Here is a 22,666-nt window from a genome sequence, read left to right as displayed (position 1 = left end):
GAATACGTGGCTGCGCATAACGGTTTACCCAGCGTTGCTAAGCACTCCGGCCTGCGGTTTTGAGCGAGTTCTAGCGCAATTTTCTCCGCGACGCCAATCGCGGTAGAGTTCTCCTCGTGCAGCGGGTGCTCCTCCTCGGACGCCGCGACGGGGTCTGATCCAGACCGGCTTCCCGTCGCGGGTGTTCGCGATGCGCCGGTCTGAGGTTCCTTCTGACACCCCCGGAGCAACTACCGTGACTTCCAATCCCGACGCCTATACGTCAACACGTTCGATCGTCAAACCCGCGGGCCCGCCGGGGCCCGGCCAGCCCGCATGGAACCCGCAGCGCGGTTCGGCGATGCCGGTCAACCGGTACCGGTCCTTCGCCGAGGAAGTCGAGCCCATCCGCCTGGCCGACCGCACCTGGCCCGACCGCGTCATCGACCGCGCCCCGCTGTGGTGCGCGGTGGACCTGCGCGACGGCAATCAGGCGCTGATCGACCCGATGAGCCCCACCCGCAAGCGCCGCATGTTCGATCTGCTGGTTCGCATGGGTTACAAGGAGATCGAGGTCGGCTTCCCGTCGGCCAGTCAAACCGACTTCGACTTCGTTCGCGAGATCATCACCGACGGCGCCATTCCCGACGACGTCACCATCCAGGTGCTGACTCAGTGCCGTCCCGAACTCATCGAGCGCACCTTCACCGCGTGCGAGGGTGCGCCGCGGGCCATCGTGCACTTTTACAACTCGACGTCAATCCTGCAGCGCCGCGTGGTCTTTCGCGCAGACCGGGCGGCCGTGCAGGCCATCGCCACCGACGGCGCCCGCAAGTGCGTCGAAGAGGCGGCCAAATACCCTGGCACGCAATGGCGTTTCGAATATTCGCCGGAGTCCTACACCGGAACCGAGCTCGAATACGCCAGGCAGGTGTGCGACGCCGTCGGCGAGATCATCGCGCCGACGCCGGAGAACCCGATCATCTTCAACCTGCCCGCCACGGTGGAGATGGCCACTCCCAACGTCTATGCGGACTCGATCGAGTGGATGAGCCGCAACCTGGCCAACCGGGAATCCGTCATCCTGAGCCTGCACCCGCACAACGACCGCGGAACGGCCGTCGCCGCAGCCGAATTGGGCTTCGCCGCGGGCGCCGACCGGATCGAGGGTTGCCTGTTCGGCAACGGCGAGCGCACCGGCAACGTGTGCCTGGTGACGCTGGGGCTCAACCTGTTCTCCCGCGGCGTGGACCCCCAGATCGACTTCTCCAACATCGACGAGATCCGTCGCACGGTGGAGTACTGCAACCAGCTGCCGGTGCCCGAGCGGCACCCCTACGGCGGGGACCTGGTCTACACCGCGTTCTCCGGCAGCCACCAGGACGCGATCAACAAAGGCCTGGACCAGATGAAGATCGACGCGGACGCCGCGGACGCCGACGTCGAGGACATGCTCTGGCAGGTGCCGTATCTGCCCATCGACCCCAAGGATGTCGGCCGCACCTACGAGGCGGTGATCCGGGTCAACTCGCAGTCCGGCAAGGGCGGGGTTGCCTACATCATGAAGTCCGACCACGGCCTCGCGCTGCCGCGGCGGTTACAGATCGAGTTCTCCCGCGCGATCCAACAGATCGCAGAGGGCACAGCGGGTGAGGGCGGCGAGGTCTCCCCGAAGGAGATGTGGGACGCGTTCTACGAGGAGTACCTGGCCCCGGTGTGGCCGCTGGAGCGGATGAAGCAGCGGGTCGAGGCGTCGGAGGAAGACAGCGGCACCACCACGATCACCGCGACCGTGAAGGTCAACGGGGTGGAGACGGAGATCAGCGGCGCCGGCAACGGCCCCCTGGCGGCGTTCGTGCACGCGCTGGGCGATGTGGGGTTCGACGTCGCGGTCCTCGACTACTCCGAGCACGCTATGAGCGCCGGCGACGACGCACAGGCCGCGGCGTACGTGGAGGCGTCGGTCAACGGCCGCACGGTGTGGGGCGTCGGCATCGCGCCGTCGATCACCACCGCGTCGCTGCGCGCCGTCGTGTCCGCGGTCAACCGCGCGTCGCGCTAGCCGGCGCTAGAACAGCGCGAGCTGCTGGTCGAGCGTCGTGGTGTCGGTGAACTCCTCCATGCTGGTGCCGCTGACGACGGCGCAGATGGAGTCCATGAACTGCGTGTCGGAAATCACCGGTATCCCCAGCTGCCGGGCCAGGTAGCCCTTGCCCTGGTCCGGGGCGGGATCGTTGCAGACCACCAGCGACGTCTCCCCGTCGACGGTGTCGCTGTAGGCCAGCCCGGCATGCAGGATCCGCTCCACGAGTTCCTCGTGGGTGCGCCCGACCTCGGCCGCCAGGGCCACCCGCATGCCCTGCACCAGCGGCCTGCCGCCCACGTAATGGCCGGGGTTGAGATACGGGCAGGGCATCCGCGAGGCCAGCACCTTCAACGGGCGCAGCTCGTCATGCGTGACGCGGCCGTTCGGCCAGCGGCGTCGCGTCACCGGATGCACCGGCAGCCAGATGTCGCATTCGCGCGCCCGCTCCAGGGCCGAGGCCAGCACACCGGTCAGCACCATTGCGTCGTCGAAGGCGTCGTGCGGCCGTTCCTGAGTCACGCCCCAGTGCGCCGCCAAGGTCTCCAACCGCAGGTTGTCGATGCCGAGATCCAGCCGCCGGGCCAGCTCGACCGTGCACATGACGGAGTCGATGGGGAGTTCGGCCTCGGCGAGCTCGGCTTCGGCGGCCAGGAACGCGTAGTCGAACGCGACGTTGTGGGCTACCAGCGTGCGGCCGTCCAGCACCTTGACCACGTCGTCGACGATGTCGGCGAACTGCGGTTGGTCTTCGAGCATGGCGGCGGTCAGGCCGTGCACGTGGGTGGGCCCGGGATCGACCCCGGGGTTGAGCAGGCTGACCACGGATTGCTCGACGCGCCCGTCGTCGTCGAGGCCGAGCACCGCCAGGCTGATGACCCGGGCCTGGCCCGGCCGAAAGCCCGTGGTCTCGACGTCGATGACAGCCCAGCCCCCGTCCGGCTCGCTGGCCGGTCGCCCCCAGGACACCCGGTTCATGACTTGAGGATGGCACGTCCGACCGACAACGCCTGGTCGCTGCGCTGCCGTGTCGGCGGTGAATTCGATGCGGCCGGTGGCCGCCTTTAAACTGCGCGGGTGATCACCACCCGCGCACGCCTCGCCCTCGCCGCCGGAGCGAGCGCGCGCTGGGCATCGCGGGTGACTGGGCGCGGCGCCGGGGCGATGATCGGCGGCCTGATCGCGATGACCCTGGATCGCTCGGTGCTCCGCCAGCTCGCGGTCGGAAGGCGCACCGTCGTCGTCACCGGCACCAACGGCAAGTCGACCACCACCCGGATGACCGCCGCCGCGCTGGGCACGCTGGGACCGGTGGCCACCAACGCCGAGGGCGCCAACATGGACGCCGGCCTGGTGGCCGCGCTGGCCGCGCACCGCGATGCGCCGCTGGCGGCCCTGGAAGTCGACGAGATGCACGTGCCGCACGTCTCCGATGCCGTCGAGCCCGCGGTCGTCGTGCTGCTCAACCTGTCGCGCGACCAGTTGGACCGGGTCGGCGAGATCAACGTCATCGAACGCACGTTGCGGGCCGGGCTGGCCAGGCACCCGACGGCGGTCGTCGTCGCCAACTGCGACGACGTGCTGATGACGTCGGCGGCCTACGACAGCCCGAACGTGGTCTGGGTGGCCGCGGGCGGCTCGTGGGCCAACGACTCGGTCAGCTGCCCGCGCAGCGGCGAGGTCATCGTCCGCGAGCAGGGCCACTGGTATTCCACCGGCGCGGACTTCAAGCGGCCCAGCCCGCAGTGGTGGTTCGACGACGAGACGCTGTATGGGCCCGACGGGCTGGCGCTGCCGATGCGGTTGGCGCTGCCGGGCGCGGTCAATCGGGGTAACGCCGCCCAGGCCGTCGCCGCGGCCGTCGCGCTGGGCGCCGATCCCTCGAAGGCGGTGGCGGCCGTGTCGGGCGTCGACGAGGTCGCCGGGCGCTACCGGTCCGTCCGCGTCGGCAACCACGAAGCGCGGATCCTGCTGGCCAAGAACCCGGCCGGCTGGCAGGAGGCGCTGTCCATGGTGGACAAGCAGGCGGCCGGGGTGGTCATCTCGGTCAACGGGCAGGTGCCCGACGGCGAGGACCTGTCCTGGCTGTGGGACGTGCGCTTCGAGCACTTCGAGAGCACGGCCGTCGTGGCCGCCGGGGAACGCGGCACCGACTTGGCGGTGCGCCTCGGCTACGCCGGCGTCGACCACACCCTGGTGCACGACACCGTGGCTGCGATCGCGTCCTGCCCGCCGGGGCGGGTCGAGGTCGTCGCCAACTACACCGCGTTCCTCCAGCTGCAACGGGCGTTGGCGCGCCATGGCTGACTCGGCGGTGCGGATCGGGCTGGTGCTGCCCGACGTGATGGGCACCTACGGCGACGGAGGCAACGCGCTGGTGCTGCGCCAGCGGCTGCGGCTGCGGGGCATCGCCGCGGAGATCGTCGAGATCACGCTCGCCGACCCGGTGCCGGACTCGCTGGACCTCTACACCCTGGGCGGCGCCGAGGACTATGCGCAGCGGTTGGCCACCAGGCACCTGATCAAACATCCCGGGCTGCAGCGGGCCGCGGAGCGGGGAGCGCCCGTGCTGGCGATCTGCGCCGCCGTCCAGGTGCTGGGGCGCTGGTATGAGACGTCGGCGGGGGAACGGGTCGACGGCGTCGGCCTGCTCGACGCGACCACCTCGCCGCAGGACGCCCGCACCATCGGCGAGCTGGTCAGCAAGCCGCTGCTACCCGGGCTGACCCAGCGGCTCACCGGTTTCGAAAACCACCGGGGCGGCACCGTCCTGGGCCCGGCCGCGTCGCCGCTGGGCGCGGTGGTCAAGGGCTCGGGCAACCGGGCGGGCGACGGCTTCGACGGCGCGGTGCAGGGCAGCGTCGTCGCCACCTACATGCACGGGCCGTGCCTGGCCCGCAACCCGGAGCTGGCCGACCTGCTGCTGAGCAAGGTGGTGGGTGAGCTGGCGCCGCTGGACCTGCCCGAGGTGGAGATGCTGCGCCGCGAGCGGTTGGGGGCGCGCTGACGTGAATGAGATCGCGAGAATCAGCCGGCCGGGGTTGGCGGGCGGCGCCCTGCTGGTCGCGGCCGCATTGATTACGCCGGTGCCGGCGCACGCCACCCCGGAGGTGCCGAGCGGTAGCTACACCGTGCTCTATACCGACAGCGACAAGTCGACCACGTGGCTCTTCGCCCCCTGCGGATCGGACTGCACGCTGGCGACCTCGCAGGACGGCGGGACGTTCGTCATCAGCTGGGAGTTCGACCTCGCGAACGGACGCTGGACCCACAGCGGCGCGACGCAGGCGCCGTGCGCGAACGGAACAACGGTCCCGGCAACCGTCGACTACAGCTTCGACGCCGTGTCGCTTGCCGGTGAGGGCAGGACGACCACGTCCGACGGGTGTGGCGGTCCAGGCTCGACGGTCACCCGGCCGTTCCGATTGACCAAAACCTGAACGACCTCAGACCATCGCCCGGCGGCCGGCCAGCGCGCGGCCCAGCGTCAGCTCGTCGGCGAATTCGAGGTCGCCGCCCATCGGCAGCCCGGACGCGATCCGCGTCACGGTCAGTCCGGGGATGTCGCGCAACATCCGCACGAGGTAGGTGGCCGTCGCCTCCCCCTCGGTGTTCGGGTCGGTCGCGATGATCACCTCGGTGATGTCGACGTCGTCGACCCGCTCCCCGATCCGGCTCAACAACTCGCGGATCCGCAGCTGATCGGGCCCCACACCCGACAGCGGGTCCAGCGCGCCGCCCAGCACGTGGTAGCGGCCGCGGAACTCGCGGGTGCGCTCGACGGCCTGGACGTCCTTCGGCTCCTCGACGACGCACACCAGCGAGCCGTCCCGGCGGGGGTCCGAGCAGATGCGGCAGCGCTCGTTGTCGGAGACGTTGCCGCACACCGCGCAGAACCGCACGCCGTCGCGGACCTTGCCCAGCGCCGCGGTCAGCCGGTCGATGTCCGGCGGTTCGACCGACAGCAAATGGAAGGCGATGCGCTGAGCGCTTTTGGGCCCGATGCCCGGCAGCTTGCCGAGCTCGTCGATCAGGTCCTGGACGGGTCCTTCAAACATGTCGGAAGATCTAGAGCCCCGGCGCCGGGGCCGGCGGCTGGCCCGGGGGTGGGCCGCCGAAGCCGCCGGCCAGCGCGCCCAGCCGCTCCTGCGCCATCCGGGTGACCTGCTTCGACGCGTCGCCCATGGCTCCGACGATCAGGTCCTGCAGCGTCTCGACGTCCCCGGGGTCGACGACCTTGGGATCGATCTGCACCGCGACCACTTCGCCGCTGCCTTTGACGGTCACCCTGACCAGGCCGCCGCCGGCCTGCCCGTGCACCTCGGCATTGGCGAGCTGTTGCTGGGCTTCCATCAACTTCTGCTGCATCTCTTGCGCCTGGGCCAGCAGCGCCGACATGTCGCCTCCGGGTTGCATGACAGTCCCCTCGCATCTTGGTCTCGAGTTGGTTTCGCCTGCGTGTGTCCGGCGATTCGAAACACTCAGCGTAGACCGCGCGACGCTACCTTTGCGCCGTGGACCTACGAGTGAGCAGGCGTGTCGGCATCAAGTTGGTCATCGGCGTGCTGGTTGCCGCCTCGGCCACGATCACCCCGACCGCCGGTGCGGTCCCGTCCAACATCGCCGGCATGGTGGTCTTCATCGATCCCGGCCACAACGGCTCCAACGACGCGTCCATCAGCCGCCAGGTGCCCACCGGCCGCGGCGGCACCAAGGACTGCCAGGCGAGCGGGACGTCGACCAACAGCGGCTACATGGAACACACCTTCACCTGGGACACCGCGCTGCGGGTCCGCCAGGAGTTGAACGCCCTCGGCGTCCGGACCGCCATGGCCCGCGGGAACGACACCGGGCTGGGACCGTGCGTCGACGAGCGCGCCAACATGGCCAACGCGTTGCATCCCAACGCGGTCCTGAGCATCCACGCCGACGGCGGCCCGGCCTCGGGCCGGGGATTCCACGTCAACTATTCGGCCCCGCCGCTCAACCAGGTGCAGGCCGGACCGTCGGTGCAGTACGCCCGGATCATGCGCGACCAGATGCAGGCCTCCGGGATTCCGCCGGCCAACTACATCGGCCAGAACGGGCTGTACGGGCGCTCGGACCTTGCCGGGCTGAACCTGGCGCAGTACCCGTCGATCCTGGTCGAGTGCGGCAACATGAAGAACCCCGCGGACTCGGCGCTGATGGAGTCGGCCGAGGGCAGGCAGAAGTACGCCGACGCGATGGTCCGCGGCGTCGCGGGTTTCCTCGCCTCGCAGGGCCAGGCGCGCTAGGCGGAGCCTTCCAATTCGTTCTTCAGGTTGGCCAAGACCTCACCCTGAATCCGCTTGAGCCCCAACGGCGCAAAGGTTTTCTCGAAGAAGCCCTTGACGCCGCCCGCACCGGTCCAGGTCGTCTTCACGGTGACGCTGGACCCGGGTCCGGCGGGGGCCACGGTCCAGTTGATGATCATCGACGAGTTCGCGTCCTTCTCGATGACGGAATGGCCGGCGACGTCGACGTTGACCTGCACATCGCGGACGCGAGATTTGGTGGCCTGCAGCTTCCATTTGGCGACGGTGCCCGCTCCCTGGCCGCCCTGCAACACCTGGTAATCGCTGTACTGCGGGGACAGAATCTTCGGGCGCACCCGCTGATAGTCCGCGACGGCCGCGAGGGTGGCGGCCGGCTCGGCATTGACCAAAATTGTGCTGGCAGCACTCACCTGTCCCAAAACAACTCCCGAAAGCTATGCCGCCCGCGCGCGGGTGCACGGGCTGTGGTCGAAGACTAGGGTATATGTGGTGCCTGTCCCTGGATCTGCACTCTCGGCGCACAAGTCGGGCGTTGACCGGTTGATGGCGAGTTATCGATCCATCCCCGCGACGTCCGCCGTCAGGCTCGCCAAGCCGACCTCAAACCTGTTCCGCGCCCGCACTAAACGCGACGCCCCCGGCCTGGACACGTCGGGGCTGACCGGCGTGCTGAGCGTCGATCCCGAAGCCCGCACCGCCGATGTGGCCGGCATGTGCACCTACGAGGACCTGGTGGCCGCGACGCTGCCTTACGGCCTTTCGCCACTGGTCGTCCCGCAATTGAAGACCATCACGCTCGGTGGCGCGGTCAGCGGCCTGGGCATCGAGTCGGCGTCGTTTCGCAATGGCCTGCCCCATGAATCCGTGCTCGAGATGGACATCCTCACCGGCGCCGGCGAGTTGCTCACCGCGTCGCGCACCCAGCATCCCGACTTGTTCCGTGCCTTCCCCAATTCCTATGGGACGCTTGGGTATTCAACGCGGCTGCGGATCGAGCTGGAGCCCGTCGCTCCGTTTGTCGCGTTGCGGCACGTCCGGTTCCGCTCGCTGCCCGCGCTGATCGCGGCGATGGAACGCATCATCGATACCGGCGGGCAGGGCGGCACGCCGGTCGACTATCTCGACGGTGTGGTGTTCAGCGCCGACGAGAGCTACCTGTGCGTGGGCCGGCGAACCACCACCCCGGGACCGGTCAGCGACTACACCGGGAACAGCATCTACTACCAGTCGATCCGGCACGACTCCCCCGGCGTGGAAGCCACCAAGGACGACCGGCTGACCATGCACGACTACTTCTGGCGCTGGGACACCGACTGGTTCTGGTGCTCGCGCGCGTTCGGCGTGCAGAACCCGCGGCTGCGGCACTGGTGGCCGCGTCGCTACCGGCGCAGCAGCGTCTACTCGAAGCTCGTCGCCATCGACCAGCGCTTCGGCGTCGCCGACCGGATCGAGAAACGCCATGGGCGTCCCCCGCGTGAGCGGGTGGTCCAGGATGTCGAACTGCCGGTCGAACGGACCTGCGAGTTCCTGGAGTGGTTCCTGCAGAACGTGCCCATCACCCCGATCTGGCTGTGTCCGCTGAGGCTGCGCGATGACGGGGGCTGGCCGCTGTATCCGATGCGGCCGGACCACACCTACGTCAACATCGGCTTCTGGTCTTCGGTGCCGGCGGGCGCAACGGAAGGCGCCACCAACCGGACGATCGAAGCGAAGGTGAGCGAGCTCGACGGGCACAAGTCGCTGTATTCCGATTCGTATTACGCCCGTGAGGAATTCGACGAGTTGTACGGCGGCGAGGCCTACAACACGATCAAGAAAACCTACGACCCCGATTCCCGGCTACTCGACCTCTACGCGAAGGCGGTGCAACGGCGATGACGACAACCAAAGAACCCCGCCGCGCCACGGCCCGAAAACTCAGCATGGCGGAGATCTTGGAGATCTTCGCCGCCACCGGGCGACACCCGCTGAAGTTCACCGCCTACGACGGCAGCACCGCGGGCAGCAAGGATGCCCAACTGGGCCTGGATCTTCGGACCCCGCGCGGCGCCACCTACCTGGCCACCGCTCCCGGCGAACTCGGCCTGGCCCGCGCATATGTGGCGGGCGACATGGACCTGTACGGCGTCCACCCCGGTGATCCCTACCAGCTGCTCAAGACGCTGACCGACCGCGTGCAGTTCAAGCGGCCGCCGGCGCGGGTGCTCGCCAACGTGGTGCGCTCGATGGGGCTGGAGCGGCTGGTACCGGTTCCCCCGCCGCCGCAGGAGACCCCGCCCCGGTGGCGGCGGATCGCCGACGGGCTGATGCACACCAAGACCCGCGACGCCGAGGCCATCCACCACCACTACGACGTTTCCAACACCTTCTACGAATGGGTGCTCGGCCCGTCGATGACGTACACGTGTGCGGTCTACCCCGACGCCGACGCGACTCTGGAAGAGGCCCAGGAGAACAAGTACCGGCTGGTCTTCGAGAAACTGCGGCTGCAGCAAGGTGATCGGCTGCTCGACGTGGGCTGCGGTTGGGGCGGCATGGTGCGGTTCGCCGCGCGACGCGGTGTCCGGGTGATCGGCGCCACCCTGTCGGGCGAGCAGGCGAAGTGGGCGCAACGGGCGATCCAGGATGAGGGTCTCGAGGACTTGGCCGAAGTCCGGCATTCGGACTACCGCGACATCCGCGAGGGCGGGTTCGACGCGGTGTCCTCGATCGGGTTGACCGAGCACATCGGCGTCAAGAACTACCCGGCCTACTTCGGGTTCCTGAAGTCAAAGCTGCGCACCGGCGGGCTGCTGCTCAATCACTGCATCACCCGCCACGACAACAAATCGACTTCTTTCGCGGGCGGCTTCACCGACCGGTATGTCTTCCCGGACGGGGAGCTGACCGGCTCGGGACGCATCATCACCGACGTCCAGGACGTGGGCTTCGAGGTGCTGCACGAGGAGAACTTCCGGCATCACTACGCGATGACGCTGCGCGACTGGTGCCGCAACCTGGTCGAGCACTGGGACGAGGCGGTCGACGAGGTCGGCCTGCCCACCGCCAAGGTGTGGGGCCTGTACATGGCGGCCTCGCGGGTCGCCTTCGAGCAGAACAACCTGCAGCTGCATCACGTCCTGGCGGCCAACGTGGACGCGCGAGGCGGCGACCATCTGCCGCTGCGGCCCTGGTGGACGCCCTAGGTCACCAGCTCAGCCGTTATCGATCCGGCGCGCGCCCAGCTCGTTCTGCAACAGCTCGAGCGCGACCTCCTCGGGATCGCGGCGCGGCGCCGACGACTCCGTGCGGCCGGCTTCGGCGAGCATGTGCTCCTCTTCGTCGCGCTGCGCCACGTCGGGCGCGGGTTCGGCGGCCCTCGGCGCCGGAGCGGCCGCCTCGACAGGCGCTGCGGCGCCCACCTCGCAACGCACCCGCCAGTTGACGCCCAGCGCATCTTTGAGCGCTTCGGCGATGACGTCGGCGTTGCGCTGTTCGCACAGCCGCTTGGCCAGCGGCGCCGACGAATGCGTCAGCACCAGCGTGTTCTCCTCGAGCGCGCGCACGGTGGCGCCCGCCAGCATCACCTCGGTGGTGCGGCTGCGCTGGCGCACCTTGTCGCGCACCGTCGGCCACATAGTCCGCACAGCGGCCGCGTTGAGTTCACCGGGCGCGGCCGGTTCGACAATCGGCGCGGCGGCCGGTTCCGGCACCGGGGGCGACGGGACCGGTTCGGGGACCGCCTCCGGCTTGGGAACCGGCGGAGCGGACCTGGGCGGGGCGGGCTCCTTGGGCGGGGCCGGCTCCTTGCGTGGCCGCACCGGCGCGGTCACCGCCGGCGGGTGCGCGGCGGCGGCCTGGGAGGCGGGAATAGACAGGTCCAGCCGCGTCTCGATCCGCTCGACACGCTGCAGCAGCGCCGACTCCGTGTCGCTGGCCGAGGGCAGCAACAGCCGGGCGCAGACCACTTCGAGCAACAAGCGCGGGGCCGTCGCGCCGCGCATCTCGCCCAGCCCCGCCTGCACGACCTCGGCGTAGCGGGTCAGGGTGGCCGGCCCGAGGCGGGCGGCCTGGTCACGCATCCGGTCGAGCACGTCCTCCGGGGCGTCCACCACGCCGCGGCTGACGGCGTCCGGAACCGCCTGCAGCACGATGAGGTCGCGGAACCGCTCCAGCAGGTCGGTGGCGAAGCGCCGCGGGTCGTGGCCCGCATCGATCACCGATTCCACCGCGCCGAACAACGCCTCGGCGTCCGACGCCGCGAGGGCGTCCACCGCGTCGTCGATCAGCGCGACATCGGTGGCCCCCAACAACCCGAGCGCCCGCGGATAGGTGACGTGGTCGTCCTCCGCGCCCGCCAGCAGCTGGTCGAGCACCGACAGCGTGTCGCGTGGTGAGCCGCCGCCGGCGCGGATCACCAGCGGGAACACCGCGTCGTCGACGGCGACGTTCTCCTGCTCGCAGATCCGCCCGATCAACGCCCGCATGGTCTTCGGGGGCAGCAGCCGGAACGGGTAGTGGTGGGTGCGCGACCGGATCGTCGGCAGCACCTTTTCCGGTTCGGTGGTGGCGAAGATGAAGATGAGGTGCTCGGGCGGCTCCTCCACGATCTTGAGCAGCGCGTTGAATCCCGCGGTGGTCACCATGTGCGCCTCGTCGATGATGAACACCCGATAGCGGGACTGCGCCGGCGCGTAGAACGCGCGATCCCGCAGCTCGCGGGTGTCGTCCACGCCGCCGTGGCTGGCGGCGTCGAGTTCCACCACGTCGATGCTGCCGGGTGCGTTCGGGGCCAGCGCCGTGCAGGATTCGCACACCCCGCACGGATTGGCCGTCGGCCCCTGCGCGCAGTTCAGCGACCGCGCCAGGATGCGCGCCGACGACGTTTTTCCGCAGCCGCGCGGCCCGGAGAACAGATAGGCGTGGTTGATCCGGCCCGCTTCCAGGGCGATCGACAGTGGTTCGGTGACGTGCTCCTGCCCCACCACCTCGGCGAAGGTTGCCGGTCGGTACTTGCGGTAGAGGGCCACGGTCAGCAGGCTACCGGCGCGCGCTGACTGGAGCCCGACGGGCGGGTCGTCGCCGTCAGCTCACACTGGACGCGGCGGAGACGAGCAGCGACTCGGATGCCGCGAGCAGCGCGCAAGTGGCCAGCCCGTCGACCGCATTGCGCAGGTCCGGCAGCGACGGGAAGGTAGGCGCGATCCGGATGTTCTTGTCGTCCGGGTCTTTTCGGTACGGGAACGACGCGCCCGCCTCGGTCACGGCGATGCCCGCGTCCTTGGCCAGCGCCACGGTCCGGCGTGCCGTACCGGGCAACACATCGAGGCTGATGAAGTAGCCGCCCTGGGGTTCGGTCCACGAGGCGATCTTCGAGTCGCTCAGCCGCTTGTCCAAAATGTCCAGCGCCAACTCGAATTTCGGCGCCAGGATCTGCTGGTGACGCAGCATGTGCAGGCGTACCCCGTCGGCGTCGCGGAAGAAGCGCAGGTGCCTCAGCTGATTGACCTTGTCCGGGCCGATCGACTTCTTCCCCGCGTACTGCAGATACCACGCGATGTTGCCCAGCGATCCGCCGAGGAAGCTCACGCCGGCACCGGCGAAGGTGATCTTCGAGGTGGACGCGAAGACGTAGGGCCGGTTCGGGTTACCGGCCGCAGCGGCCAGCCCCAGCACGTCGATCTGGTGCGGGAAGTCGTGCGTCAACGTGTGCACGGCGTACGCGTTGTCCCAGAACAGCCGGAAGTCCGGCGCCGCCGTCCGCATCTGGACCAGCCGGCGGACCGTTTCCCAGGAATAGGTGATTCCGGTGGGGTTGCCGAACACCGGCACCGTCCACATGCCCTTGATGGCGGGGTCCACGGCAACCAGTTCCTCGATCAGGTCGACGTCGGGACCGTCGGCCAGCATCGGGATGGGAATCATCTCGATGCCCATCGTCTCGGTGATGGCGAAGTGCCGGTCATAGCCGGGAACGGGGCATAGGAATTTAATGCTCGCCTCGTCCTTCCAGGGGCGCTGCGAGTCGACTCCGCCGTACAACATCGAGAAGGCGACCAGGTCGTGCATCAGCTCGAGGCTGGAGTTGTTGCCGGCGATCAGGTGGGGCACTGCGATCCCGAGCAGTTCTCCGAAGATGGCCCGCAGCTCGGGCAGGCCGTGCAGTCCGCCGTAGTTGCGGGTGTCGGTGCCCTCGCTGTCGCGGTAGTCGTCACCGGGCAGGCTCAGCAACTGGTTGGACAGGTCGAGCTGCTCGGGGGCCGGTTTGCCGCGGGTCAGGTCGAGGGACAGCTTCTTGGCCTGCAGGTCCGCGTAGTCCTGCTGGTTGCGCGCGTGCAGAGCCGCTAATTCTTGAGGGCTGAGGGAATCGAAAGACACCATGGGCCCTTTCGCTTAGAACGCTGGAAGATCAGTGGGGCCAAAACGGTCCCCCGGCATAGGGGACCCCGCGCACCCGACAGAGCCCATTGACCCTTGCTGCCTTCCGGCCCTGGGGGAGTTCACAGGATAGACGCCGCGCGGGGTCCACGGCGAGTCTAATACCTGGCACGGACTAGTCGGCGTGCGCCTCCAGGGCCGCGACGGCCTCGGTTACCATGGCCACGGAGGATTCGCCTAGTGGCCTATGGCGCTCGCCTGGAACGCGGGTTGGGTTAACAGCCCTCGCGGGTTCAAATCCCGCATCCTCCGCAACCGGTCCGCCATGCGGACGTGCACGAATTGGTTTGGATTCGGGTTGGCCGCCTTTAGGCTGGCGTGAACTCACCAGCGCGAGGAGGGGTATGGGGCGCAAGATTGCCGTGCCGTGGCACCTGCTGTTCTCCATCGCCGCCGGCGCCCTCTACTTCTTTTTCGTGTTGCCCCGTTGGCCGGAGCTGATGGGTGACACCACGCACTCGTTGGGGACGGCGCTTCGGATCGCGACGGGCGCGCTGTTCGCCCTGGCCGCGCTGCCCGTGGTGTTCAACCTGTTGCGGGTGCGCAAGCCGGAGCTGGGGACACCGCAGCTCGCCCTGACGCTGCGGGTCGCATCGATCGTGGCCCATGTGCTGGCCGGCGTGCTCATCATCGGCGCGGCGATCAGCGAGATCTGGCTGAGCCTGGACGCCGCCGGACGGTATCTGTTCGCGATCTACGGCGCGGCGGCCGCGATCGGATTGCTCGGGTTCTTCGGGTTCTACCTGTCTTTCGTCGCCGAGTTGCCGCCGCCACCGCCGAAACCGATCAAGGCGAAGAAACCCAAGAAGCGTCGCTCGCGCCGCAAGGCGGGCGAGGAAGACGGCGAACCCGCCGACGAGGCGGAGGAGGCCGAGGAGGCCGAAGAGGCCGAGGAACCGTCGGAGACCGAGGAGCCGGAGGAAACCGAGGCCGTCACGGCCGAGGCTGCCGAAGAGACGGCCGAAGTGGCCGCGGCTCCTGAGCCGGCGGAAGAACCCGCCGAAGAAACCGAAGCGACGGAAGCGACCGAAGCCAGGTTGCGCAACCGCCGCCCGACGGGCAAGGGGTCGCATCGGATGCGGCGCCGGCGCACCAGGGGCGGCGTCGCCGTCGAGGAAGCCCTCGACGAGGAATAGTCAGTCGCGCCGCCGCAGCCGCTCCACGTAGGCGGCGATCCGTTGCAGCGTCGGTTCCGCCCCCCACATCTGGCGGACCTCCTCGTCGACACCCCGGCCGTCACGGATCCGCGCCATCGTCGGGGCCCGCAACTGGGTCTTGGTCTGCCGATAGGCGTCGGCCGGGATGCCACCGAGATCGGACGCCTCCACCACGGCCGCCTCGAGGAGATCGTCTTCGACAACGCGATGGGCGAGCCCGCGGGCGACGGCCTCGGCTCCGCGATAGGTGCGCCCGCCCAACAGCACCTCCTCGGCGCGATCGCCGCAGGCGTAGCGCATGACCTCCAGCGCGGCGACCGGAAACGGCACCCCGACGCGCACCTCCGCCGCGCCGATCTGCGCTTGGGGGCCGATGAGGCGGCGGTCGCAGGCACACGCCAGCACGCATCCTCCGGCGATGGCGGCGCCGTTGATCGCGGCGACGGTCGGGCCCGGGTAGAAGAACACCGCCTCGAAAGCCGCAGACAGCGCGGGGACCAGCCGATCGGTGTAGCCCGCGCCGCCCTCCACCACGCGGTTGAGGTCTACCCCGGCGCTGAACGCCCGGCCGGCCCCGGTGACGACCAGCGCGCCGGCGTCCGAGCGCCCCAGATCGCGGACGGCCAGGGTCAGCTCGTCGAGCAGCTCGACGTCCTGGGCGTTGACCGGCCCCGACGACAGGGTCAGCACCTGCACGGTTTCCACCGTCTTGATGTCGATCATGGTCACATCCTCGATCAGCGGCTCACGGCCGCGATGACGACCGGGATGTCCGTGTTCTCGTCGGTGTGATAGCTCGCGCACACCCGGTGGTAGCCGTCGGCGATCTGTAACGGGACACCGGTCGGGAAGTCGCCGCGAACCAGCAGGATGGGCGACAGCGGTTGCCCCTTCTCGATCTTGGTCAAGTCGGCCGCGACGTGGGGATTGTCGACCGGCAACAGGCCCAACCGCGCCGCCCGGAGGATGTCTTTGGCCTTGCGGTGCGTGACGGTCCCGGCCTTCAGTTTTTTGATCACCTTCTTGACCGTTGCCGAGTCCGCCAGCATGGTGAGGTAGTCCGCCGCCGCCGGAAAGTCATGGGCCTCAGGCTTTTCCAGCCACTTCACGCTCAGCATCGCGTGTCTCCCTTCGCCCGCGCCGGCCTCGACGCAGCCTACCGGCTCGAAGCCGCGGAATTTGGGATCGGTAGCGAATCGGCCGGTCTCTACTTGCGCCATGGCGACGCCATCGGGGCGGCGCATGAAGGAAGGGAACCGCAAGTGAAACGTCTTCTCGCGGCTGCGATTGGGACACTGGGCGCCGCATCGGTGCTGGTGGGGTGCTCCAGCGGCGGCCACACGGCCAGCCCGGCATCGAGCACGGCACCCAGCGTCGCCAACGGCGGCGCGGCGCAGGTCAAAGTTGGCGGCGCCGACCTGGCGGGCCTGGACCCGGCCTCGGTGACCTGCGTCCGGACCGGCGGCAAGATCGACATCGGCAGTGGCTCCAGCGGCGGACGGCAGGCGCTGGCCGTCGTCATGACCGACGAGGCCACCCCGAAGGTCGAGTCGCTGGCAATGGTTGTCGACGGCAATGCCCTGTCGGTCAGCAACAACATGGGCGCGAAGGTCGGCTCGGCCAACGTGGCGGTGGACGGCAAGACCTACACCATCACCGGCCAGGCGCAGGGCGCCGACTTGAAGAACCCGATGGCCGGCATGATCAGCAAGGACTTCAACATCAAGGTGACCTGCGGCTGATCGGTTGCGACCGGGCGGCGGACGTGCATCACTCACGCGTCCGCCGCTCGCCGCTTTCCCAGCCCGGGCGGCGCCCGCGGACTTATGATGCAGCCGTGTCGATCCCCGACCAGCTGGACAACGCGCGCCGCCTGGCGTTCGCGGCCGACGAAGCCGGGGCGCGCGATCTGCTGCTGTCCTTGATACCGCGCATCGAGCGGGAGGACCGGGACGATCTGATGCTGGAAGTCCTCGCGCAACTCGGCGAAATCTACCTCGAGCGCGGCGCGAATGACGGCGTGCGCGAATCCATCCGGCGCATTCAGGACTGCGTGGCGATCTACGCGAGCATGCCCGCCGATGCCGAGACCACACATATGATCCGCAGGTACTCGCGCCGGGCCCAGTTTCTGCAAACCGGCCTGTCCGCGGCGATCGGCGATCACGAGGGCGCGGCGGCGGCGCTGGCGGCGTTGGACGACGACGCGGACGTTCCCGCGCTGGCCGACGAACACGCTCGCCTGCGCATCCATGCGCTGGTGGTGTGCGCGACAGCGCTGTGCGACGACGACCTGCATACCCGGTCGGTCCCGTTGTGGGAGAACATGCTTCGTGGCCTGGCGGACTACGGCGGGAGCGGCGATGCCGCCGACCACCTCCGGGTCGTCGCCGGCATCGGGTACGGCAGGTTCTGCGTCCAAACGGGCCGGCTGCCGGAAGCTGATCCCTGGCTGCGTCGCGCGGAAGCCCGCGCACAGGCAAACGGCTGGGAACTGGCCACGGCGCAAGCACGATTGGAGCGGGCGGCGGCGTGCTGGGCGGCCAACGACCACGCCGGCACCGAGCAACTGGTGTCGGGGGCCTATCCCGTCATCGCCCGCCACGCCAGGGCCGACGACGTCGCCCGCTGCTGGCTGTACATGGGGCTCACCCGGCTGGGGGCCGGCGCCCTGGAAGCCGCCGACGAATGCTGGGAGCACGCGGAGCGGCACTGGCGCGAATTGGGAAAGCCGCTCCACCTGCACCGTATCCTGTTGCAGCGCAGCTGGATCGCGATCTTCTGGAGCCGCTTCGCCGAAGCGGTCGAGCTGATCGCCGAGGCCCGCGAACTGCTCGACTCGTCCCCGCGCAGCAGCTGGCTGCAGTACGCGCTGCTCGACAATCACCTTGGCACGGTGTGGCGCGCGGATGCGTTGGCGGACCTCGGTTTCGACAGCTCGGGCGATCCGGACGAGACGCTGCAGGAGACGGAGGCCCGGCAGGCGGAGGGACTCGGCATCCTGCACGGCGAGGTCGGCACCGACGAATACTGGCGCGGCATGACGAAGCTGCAGCAGGCCGCCGAGCTCAAGGTCCCCGCCGCCCTGGCGGTCGACTCGGTGCGGTATTCGATCGCCGACGCCGATGCGCGAGCGCGCTGGGCCGCCAGCATTTCGGCCCCCGTCCTGGCCGGCGCCTTCGCCGTCGCCTGGGAATGGGAGAACACCGAACTGATCAGTCAGCTGGTCGAATATCACAGTGCCCGGGGGACTTTCGGTGCCGGTCCGCAGCGGCCGCGAACCGGCGAATGGGCGTCGACCGCCACCACCCACGTCCCCCTCGAGGCCGATCTGGAGCCGGCCCCCGCACTGGCCGCGGCCGGCTCGCCGGGCCCCGGCGGCGCGTCGCTGACCCGGCTTGGACCGTTGCCGCCGTTGCGGATGCAGCCGGATACCGAGCCGATCCTGAGCCACTATCGGGCGCTGGCATTTCAGCGCTACGGCCGCGACGTCACCGCGACCGAGCCCGCTTGGTCGACGTGGCCGTGAGCGATACCGACCGGCCCACCCTGATCCTGCGGTACGCCGACGTCGGGATCGCCACCTACGCCAGCCTGCGGGTCGTCGGTCAGCCATCCCGAACCGTCAACTGGGTCATCGAAGAGCCGCTGTTGCTGGCCGCGCTGGAAGAACTGGCGAACGCCCTGCCCGAGCCCCACGGTTCCGAGGACCCGCGGGACGCCATCGAGCGGGCGCTGACCGCCGGGCCGTTCGCGGCGGCGGACAGCGAGCTGACGCTCGCCTACATCCTTGGGGTGCTGCTGATCGGCTCCCCCGGCTGGCAACTGTTGGCCGAATGCGTGGCCACGCCGCGGCCCGTGCTGTTCGTCTCGCCCAGCGCGCGGCTGGCCCGCGTCCCGTGGGGGCTGCTGGCGGTGCCGAAATCGGGTCCCAGCAAGGAAGAATTGGTGCGCGCCCGCCAGGAGGCCATCACCGCCAGCGGCCGGGCCGCCGCCCGGATCCCCTGGCAGCTCGCGGACGTCGGGGAACACACCGACGGCTACCGGCTGATGGAACTGGTCGACGTCCTGATGGCGGTACCGCCGAACATCGTGCACTCACCGCGGGCGCCCGCCGGATGGGACGCCAGGAAGGACGGCCCGCCGCTGCTGGTCCTCGACCCCAGGGTGCCGGGGCAGCGCCCGGACTCCGCGCTCGGGTCGGTGTTGGGCAGGCCCGCGCCGGACACACCCTTGGCGCGGCACTTCACCGGCGTGCTCGAGCACCGGCCGGTCCTGCCGGCCGTTGAATCGGCGGTCGAACTGTTCCGCCGCCAGGACGCCGACCGCACGTGGCTGGCCAAGCTGCTGGCTCACAGCCCGAGCAGGCTGCTGTATGTGGGCCACGCGAGTTCCGCGGACGGCCAAGCCGATCGGGCCGCGCTGCACCTGGCCGATACCGCCGACGTTCCCGGCGACGCCGACGCCATCGGCGATCACCGCCCGCTGACCGCGTCGGACCTGATGGCCCTGCAACTGCCGATGCCCCCGCGGGTGGCCCTGCTCGCGTGCGGTTCGGGCGGGGACTACCAATTCGACGAGGCCACCGGGCTGGTGGCGGCGATGATCCTGGGCGGCGCACAGTTGGTCACCGCCACGCTGTGGTCGCTGCCCACCACCGCGGCCTACCGCCAGTTCACCACGGCCACCGCCGATCCGATGGCCGACGTCGTCGCCGCCGTCGATCATGCGCATGACGCCGACGGAGACGCCGGGTGCGCGGTGAACCGTTGGCAGCGCGAACGGATGCGGCGCTGGCGCGACGGCGAGGCCACCGCGAGCCCGCTGTACTGGGGTGCGGTGGTCAGCTTCGCCGTGGACGGCGCGCGCTAGCCCTCACAGCGACGCGACGAAGGCCGCGTGTACCGCCAGCACGTCGTCGGGCAGCGAAAGTTCCTCGCGCGCAGCGGGATCGAACGCCACCAGAACGACCAGGCCGGGCCGCAGCATCGACACGTCGAGATCGTCGCCGCAGCGTGCCAGCTTGCCGATGAAGGTCTCCCCGGAGACGGCGACCACCTCGATGAAAACCTGACGCTCGACCGTGCGCACGGTGCCGATCCCGACGGCGCGGTCCCCACCGCCGCGACGCCGGGCGCACCTGAGCCGGCCAACCAGCACCAACAGCTTGTTCATGCGACCAGGGTGAAGCCACCGGCCGGCTACCGAACCCAAGTTTTCGGCTGCCGCGTTTCGCGCGATGCCCCTATTCTGTGCAGATGAGCGCGGATTCGCAGCTGGCCGTCGCGGTCGGCCACCCACGCCGGTCGGTGATCGACGCGGCGTGGCGGGCGATCGGCCCGGGTGTGGAGGTGCTCAGCAGCGACGACGGCGGCCCGTTGAGCCGTACCGTCAAACGCATCATCGACCCTTTGGTGCTCCGGTTGCGGTCGAACCCGCAATATTCCGCTCCCGTCGTCACCCCCGAGACGGCCGCGGCGATGCGCGACCTGATCGTCGGCAGTGGAGCCGAATTACGCTCGGCCGCAGCGTGGTTCGAGGTTCTCAAGATGGAACGCCGGCGGCAGCGCATCCGCACGGGAAACGCCCAGGAACTGTACTTCCCGGTGTGCTTCGAGCTCGCGGTGACGAAAGGCCCACCGGCACCGCAGGATCGCGAGACGGCCGCGGCGGTGCTGGGCGACGTCCACCAGGGCCGCGACCGCACCGCGATCGAGGTGCTGAACCAATACGTGGCCGACCCCGAAGCGGTCGCGAAGCTGGCGGACCAGCTCGACCACAGCTGGCGCGACGTGCGACCTGGTAACACCGTCACCGCCCCCTTTCTGGCCGAGCTCGCCACCGTGCTGGGGCCGGCCAACAGCCACCGGAGCGCAACGGCGCGGCAGCGCGTCTGGTCGGCGATGATCGCCGACGCCACGCCGTACAACCTCGGGGCGCTGGCCCGCGTCGAGGCGGCGGAACTGCCGTGGTCGATTGTCGAGCTCGGCCTGAGTTCCGTTGCCCCGCAACGTCTTCCGCAAGTCGCAGGCGACTCCGACAGCGACCGGCCGCTGGACCGCAGCGTGGTGGACCGGGTGCGCGCCACCCTGCGCCGCGCCCTGGACCGTGACGCACTGCCCGATATCCCGCTGCTCTGCGAGGAAGAGGTCGACCGGGCCTGCGCGCCCTGGGGGCTGATGGCCGAGGACAAACAGGCCACGCTCGTCGCGGGGATCGAGGTCGCGGTGGAGCTGGCACCGCTGGACCCGTCCGTCGCCGGCCGCTATGCCCTGGCGGCGCAGATCCAGGCCCGGTTGCGCAAGGAGGCCTACGTGCTGCACGCCAGGCGCTACCTCGTCGAAGGCGGCCCCATCCACCCGCGCCAACGGCAGGTGGTCGACGACCTCGCCGCCTACGCGCAGCCGTACCTGAGCCGACTCTGGGCACGGCTGCACGGGCGCGACGTATGGCAGGAGCCCTGCGACGATGTCGACGATGTGCGATCGCTGCTCGAGGGCGTCGCGCGCTCGGTGAGCCTGGACCACCGGCAGCGGATCAAGGCGATGCTGGAATTGCAGGTGGCCGGATGAGATTGGTCGCCGATTCCGGCCTGTGGAGCACCGGACCCGTCAGCGAGGCGACGCCGCTGGCCGCGGTGCTGGAGATCAGCGGCGCGGTGCTGTCGTGGACTTTGGACCAGCCAGGCGAGCCGGACGATGCGGCGACCCACATCACGTTCACCGATTTCGGCCGCGCCGACTGGCTTTGGCGCATCCTCGGCGAATCCGGACACGTCGCCCTGGCTTCGGCGATCGGGTCGGCGGACGACCCGCACGGCATCGACCTCGCCGGCGTGGACATCCTGCCGGGCTCGGTCGCCCCGCTCCGCAGGCTGGCGGTGGGCCATTGGCTGCGGCGCTGGTGGCCCGCAAGCCGGCGCGACGGCATCGCCGGCCTCGACCGCGCGTTGCTGGACCTCGAGGTCGCGTTGCTGACCGCCGGCGCGCAAGGCTTCTTCGCCGACGACACCTTGGATTCCGACGTGGCCGGATTACTGGCGCCGCACGCCGACGCCCTGGCCGCCCACGTCGCCGACGGCGATCCGCGCGCACTCGATCTGGTGCGGGCGGGCGCAGGCCTGGCCGACGAACTGGGGGTGGACGGCCCCGGCTGGCCCGAACTCTGTGCCGCCCTTGATGATTCGAGTATCCCCCTGAGCGTGCCGAGCGGCCGCCGCGACGACTACGCCTTGGCCGCGGGTGCGGGAGCGGGTCCGGGCGCCGCGGCTCCGATCACCCGCGGCGTCGCGTCCGTCAACTGGGGCGGGGTTCCGCCCGGCATCTTCGACGCGGGCGAGAACACCGTCGACTGGACGATCGAGGCGGCCGGGACGGCCGTCGCCTCGGTGCGGGCCGCGGTCATCGGCCCCGACGCGCCCACCGGCGTCGCCGTGCGGCTGCGCTCCGGCGCCGTTTCCGGCACCGGCGCCCTGGACGCCGACGGCCGAGCGACCCTCCCCCTGGTCGACGGCGCGCAACGTCCGCTGACCGAATCGGCGGCGTGGGACCACGATTGGTCGGCATCGTCGGTGCACGTCGGGGCGGAGACGACGGAGTCCCCCGAAACCCGGGAACGGGTGCGGCGGTGGGCGCGGGCCCGGCTGGACCGGCCGGCCGGCGACGCGTTCCTGGCCGAAATTCTGGCGGCCGAATCCTCCTACTAACGCCGGCCCCGATTCCCTATGCTGAGCG

At 69.7% G+C, this 22,666-nt stretch carries 22 protein-coding genes, 1 tRNA gene and 1 other RNA gene; 14 read left to right on the top strand and 10 right to left on the bottom strand.

From position 1 onward, the window contains the following. Positions 1–190: 190 nt before the first annotated feature. The gene (gene leuA / locus A5709_RS08940) at positions 191–2,041 is read left to right on the top strand and encodes a 2-isopropylmalate synthase (protein WP_197520106.1); all 1,851 of its coding nucleotides are present in this window, start codon (positions 191–193) and stop codon (positions 2,039–2,041) included. Between the two features lie 6 nt (positions 2,042–2,047). Here leuA and A5709_RS08935 read toward each other — a convergent pair whose 3' ends face one another. Then, the gene (locus A5709_RS08935; protein WP_068119501.1) at positions 2,048–3,040 is read right to left on the bottom strand and encodes a DEDDh family exonuclease; all 993 of its coding nucleotides are present in this window, start codon (positions 3,038–3,040) and stop codon (positions 2,048–2,050) included. Positions 3,041–3,139: 99 nt separating this feature from the next. Here A5709_RS08935 and A5709_RS08930 point away from each other — a divergent pair, with 99 nt between their 5' ends. Genes A5709_RS08930 through A5709_RS08920 form a run of 3 tightly spaced genes read left to right on the top strand, consistent with a single transcriptional unit; the run spans position 3,140 to position 5,502 of the window. Then, positions 3,140–4,369: a Mur ligase family protein gene (locus tag A5709_RS08930; protein ID WP_068119498.1), complete on the top strand. Its 1,230-nt coding sequence runs from the start codon at positions 3,140–3,142 to the stop codon at positions 4,367–4,369. Beyond that, positions 4,362–5,069 (top strand): type 1 glutamine amidotransferase, encoded by a 708-nt coding sequence (locus tag A5709_RS08925; protein ID WP_068119494.1) that lies wholly within the window; start codon positions 4,362–4,364, stop codon positions 5,067–5,069. Before A5709_RS08930 ends, A5709_RS08925 begins: the two co-directional genes overlap by 8 nt. 1 nt (position 5,070) lies before the next feature. Further along, the gene (locus tag A5709_RS08920) at positions 5,071–5,502 is read left to right on the top strand and encodes a hypothetical protein (protein WP_231986946.1); all 432 of its coding nucleotides are present in this window, start codon (positions 5,071–5,073) and stop codon (positions 5,500–5,502) included. A 6-nt stretch (positions 5,503–5,508) separates the two neighbouring features. On the opposite strand, the gene recR is transcribed toward A5709_RS08920, so the two are convergent. Both recR and A5709_RS08910 read right to left on the bottom strand, forming a co-directional pair. Then, positions 5,509–6,120, bottom strand: a complete 612-nt coding sequence (recR, locus tag A5709_RS08915; protein WP_067943399.1) for a recombination mediator RecR — start codon at positions 6,118–6,120, stop codon at positions 5,509–5,511. A 10-nt stretch (positions 6,121–6,130) separates the two neighbouring features. Next, the gene (locus tag A5709_RS08910; protein ID WP_066955869.1) at positions 6,131–6,478 is read right to left on the bottom strand and encodes a YbaB/EbfC family nucleoid-associated protein; all 348 of its coding nucleotides are present in this window, start codon (positions 6,476–6,478) and stop codon (positions 6,131–6,133) included. A 98-nt stretch (positions 6,479–6,576) separates the two neighbouring features. On the opposite strand from A5709_RS08910, the gene A5709_RS08905 reads away from it, so the two are divergent. Continuing rightward, the gene (locus A5709_RS08905; protein ID WP_068119491.1) at positions 6,577–7,338 is read left to right on the top strand and encodes an Rv3717 family N-acetylmuramoyl-L-alanine amidase; all 762 of its coding nucleotides are present in this window, start codon (positions 6,577–6,579) and stop codon (positions 7,336–7,338) included. Here A5709_RS08905 and A5709_RS08900 read toward each other — a convergent pair. Then, positions 7,335–7,778 (bottom strand): SRPBCC family protein, encoded by a 444-nt coding sequence (locus tag A5709_RS08900; RefSeq protein ID WP_067943395.1) that lies wholly within the window; start codon positions 7,776–7,778, stop codon positions 7,335–7,337. The genes A5709_RS08905 and A5709_RS08900 overlap by 4 nt on opposite strands. Before the next feature lie 67 nt (positions 7,779–7,845). Here A5709_RS08900 and A5709_RS08895 point away from each other — a divergent pair, with 67 nt between their 5' ends. Beyond that, entirely contained in the window at positions 7,846–9,237 is a 1,392-nt protein-coding gene (locus tag A5709_RS08895) for an FAD-binding oxidoreductase (RefSeq protein ID WP_068119489.1), read from the top strand. Then, positions 9,234–10,544, top strand: coding sequence for a class I SAM-dependent methyltransferase (locus tag A5709_RS08890; RefSeq protein ID WP_197520105.1), 1,311 nt, complete (start codon positions 9,234–9,236; stop codon positions 10,542–10,544). Before A5709_RS08895 ends, A5709_RS08890 begins: the two co-directional genes overlap by 4 nt. A 9-nt stretch (positions 10,545–10,553) precedes the next feature. Here A5709_RS08890 and A5709_RS08885 read toward each other — a convergent pair whose 3' ends face one another. The 3 genes from A5709_RS08885 to ffs all read right to left on the bottom strand — a co-directional run bounded on the left by A5709_RS08885 (position 10,554) and on the right by ffs (position 13,868). Next, entirely contained in the window at positions 10,554–12,368 is a 1,815-nt protein-coding gene (locus tag A5709_RS08885; RefSeq protein ID WP_068119486.1) for a DNA polymerase III subunits gamma/tau, read from the bottom strand. A gap of 55 nt (positions 12,369–12,423) precedes the next feature. Next, the gene (locus A5709_RS08880; RefSeq protein ID WP_156767997.1) at positions 12,424–13,716 is read right to left on the bottom strand and encodes an aminotransferase class I/II-fold pyridoxal phosphate-dependent enzyme; all 1,293 of its coding nucleotides are present in this window, start codon (positions 13,714–13,716) and stop codon (positions 12,424–12,426) included. 57 nt (positions 13,717–13,773) lie between these two features. Continuing rightward, positions 13,774–13,868: signal recognition particle sRNA small type (gene ffs / locus A5709_RS08875), an RNA gene on the bottom strand. A 74-nt stretch (positions 13,869–13,942) separates the two neighbouring features. Here ffs and A5709_RS08870 point away from each other — a divergent pair. Next, positions 13,943–14,028: transfer RNA gene (locus A5709_RS08870), tRNA-Ser, on the top strand. 92 nt (positions 14,029–14,120) lie between these two features. Beyond that, complete coding sequence (locus tag A5709_RS08865) at positions 14,121–14,912, top strand: hypothetical protein (protein ID WP_068119480.1); 792 nt, start codon at positions 14,121–14,123, stop codon at positions 14,910–14,912. Here the strand turns inward: A5709_RS08865 and A5709_RS08860 are convergent, their stop codons facing one another. Together A5709_RS08860 and A5709_RS08855 are read right to left on the bottom strand one after the other, a co-directional pair. Then, entirely contained in the window at positions 14,913–15,656 is a 744-nt protein-coding gene (locus tag A5709_RS08860; protein WP_082973828.1) for an enoyl-CoA hydratase/isomerase family protein, read from the bottom strand. It lies immediately after the preceding gene. 14 nt (positions 15,657–15,670) lie between these two features. Then, the gene (locus A5709_RS08855; protein WP_068119530.1) at positions 15,671–16,051 is read right to left on the bottom strand and encodes a hypothetical protein; all 381 of its coding nucleotides are present in this window, start codon (positions 16,049–16,051) and stop codon (positions 15,671–15,673) included. Positions 16,052–16,195: 144 nt separating this feature from the next. Here A5709_RS08855 and A5709_RS08850 point away from each other — a divergent pair, with 144 nt between their 5' ends. The 3 genes from A5709_RS08850 (at position 16,196) to A5709_RS08840 (ending at position 19,805) form a co-directional block, all read left to right on the top strand. Further along, positions 16,196–16,675, top strand: a complete 480-nt coding sequence (locus A5709_RS08850; RefSeq protein WP_068119476.1) for a lipoprotein LpqH — start codon at positions 16,196–16,198, stop codon at positions 16,673–16,675. 95 nt (positions 16,676–16,770) lie between these two features. Then, positions 16,771–18,462: a hypothetical protein gene (locus A5709_RS08845; protein WP_068119473.1), complete on the top strand. Its 1,692-nt coding sequence runs from the start codon at positions 16,771–16,773 to the stop codon at positions 18,460–18,462. Next, a complete protein-coding gene (locus A5709_RS08840; protein ID WP_068119527.1) occupies positions 18,459–19,805 on the top strand; it encodes a CHAT domain-containing protein in 1,347 nt (448 codons plus the stop codon). The genes A5709_RS08845 and A5709_RS08840 overlap by 4 nt, the downstream gene beginning before the upstream one ends. A 3-nt stretch (positions 19,806–19,808) precedes the next feature. Here A5709_RS08840 and A5709_RS08835 read toward each other — a convergent pair whose 3' ends face one another. Continuing rightward, entirely contained in the window at positions 19,809–20,147 is a 339-nt protein-coding gene (locus tag A5709_RS08835; protein WP_068119470.1) for a hypothetical protein, read from the bottom strand. A 44-nt stretch (positions 20,148–20,191) separates the two neighbouring features. Between A5709_RS08835 and A5709_RS08830 the strand changes: the two genes are divergently transcribed. Further along, positions 20,192–21,505, top strand: coding sequence for a hypothetical protein (locus A5709_RS08830; RefSeq protein WP_068119524.1), 1,314 nt, complete (start codon positions 20,192–20,194; stop codon positions 21,503–21,505). Further along, positions 21,502–22,638: a hypothetical protein gene (locus tag A5709_RS08825; RefSeq protein WP_068119467.1), complete on the top strand. Its 1,137-nt coding sequence runs from the start codon at positions 21,502–21,504 to the stop codon at positions 22,636–22,638. The genes A5709_RS08830 and A5709_RS08825 overlap by 4 nt, the downstream gene beginning before the upstream one ends. Positions 22,639–22,666: the final 28 nt, after the last annotated feature.

Source organism: Mycobacterium sp. E1386 (assembly GCF_001672745.1).
Classification (GTDB): domain Bacteria; phylum Actinomycetota; class Actinomycetes; order Mycobacteriales; family Mycobacteriaceae; genus Mycobacterium.
This window is presented reverse-complemented; position numbering and strand designations above follow the sequence as displayed.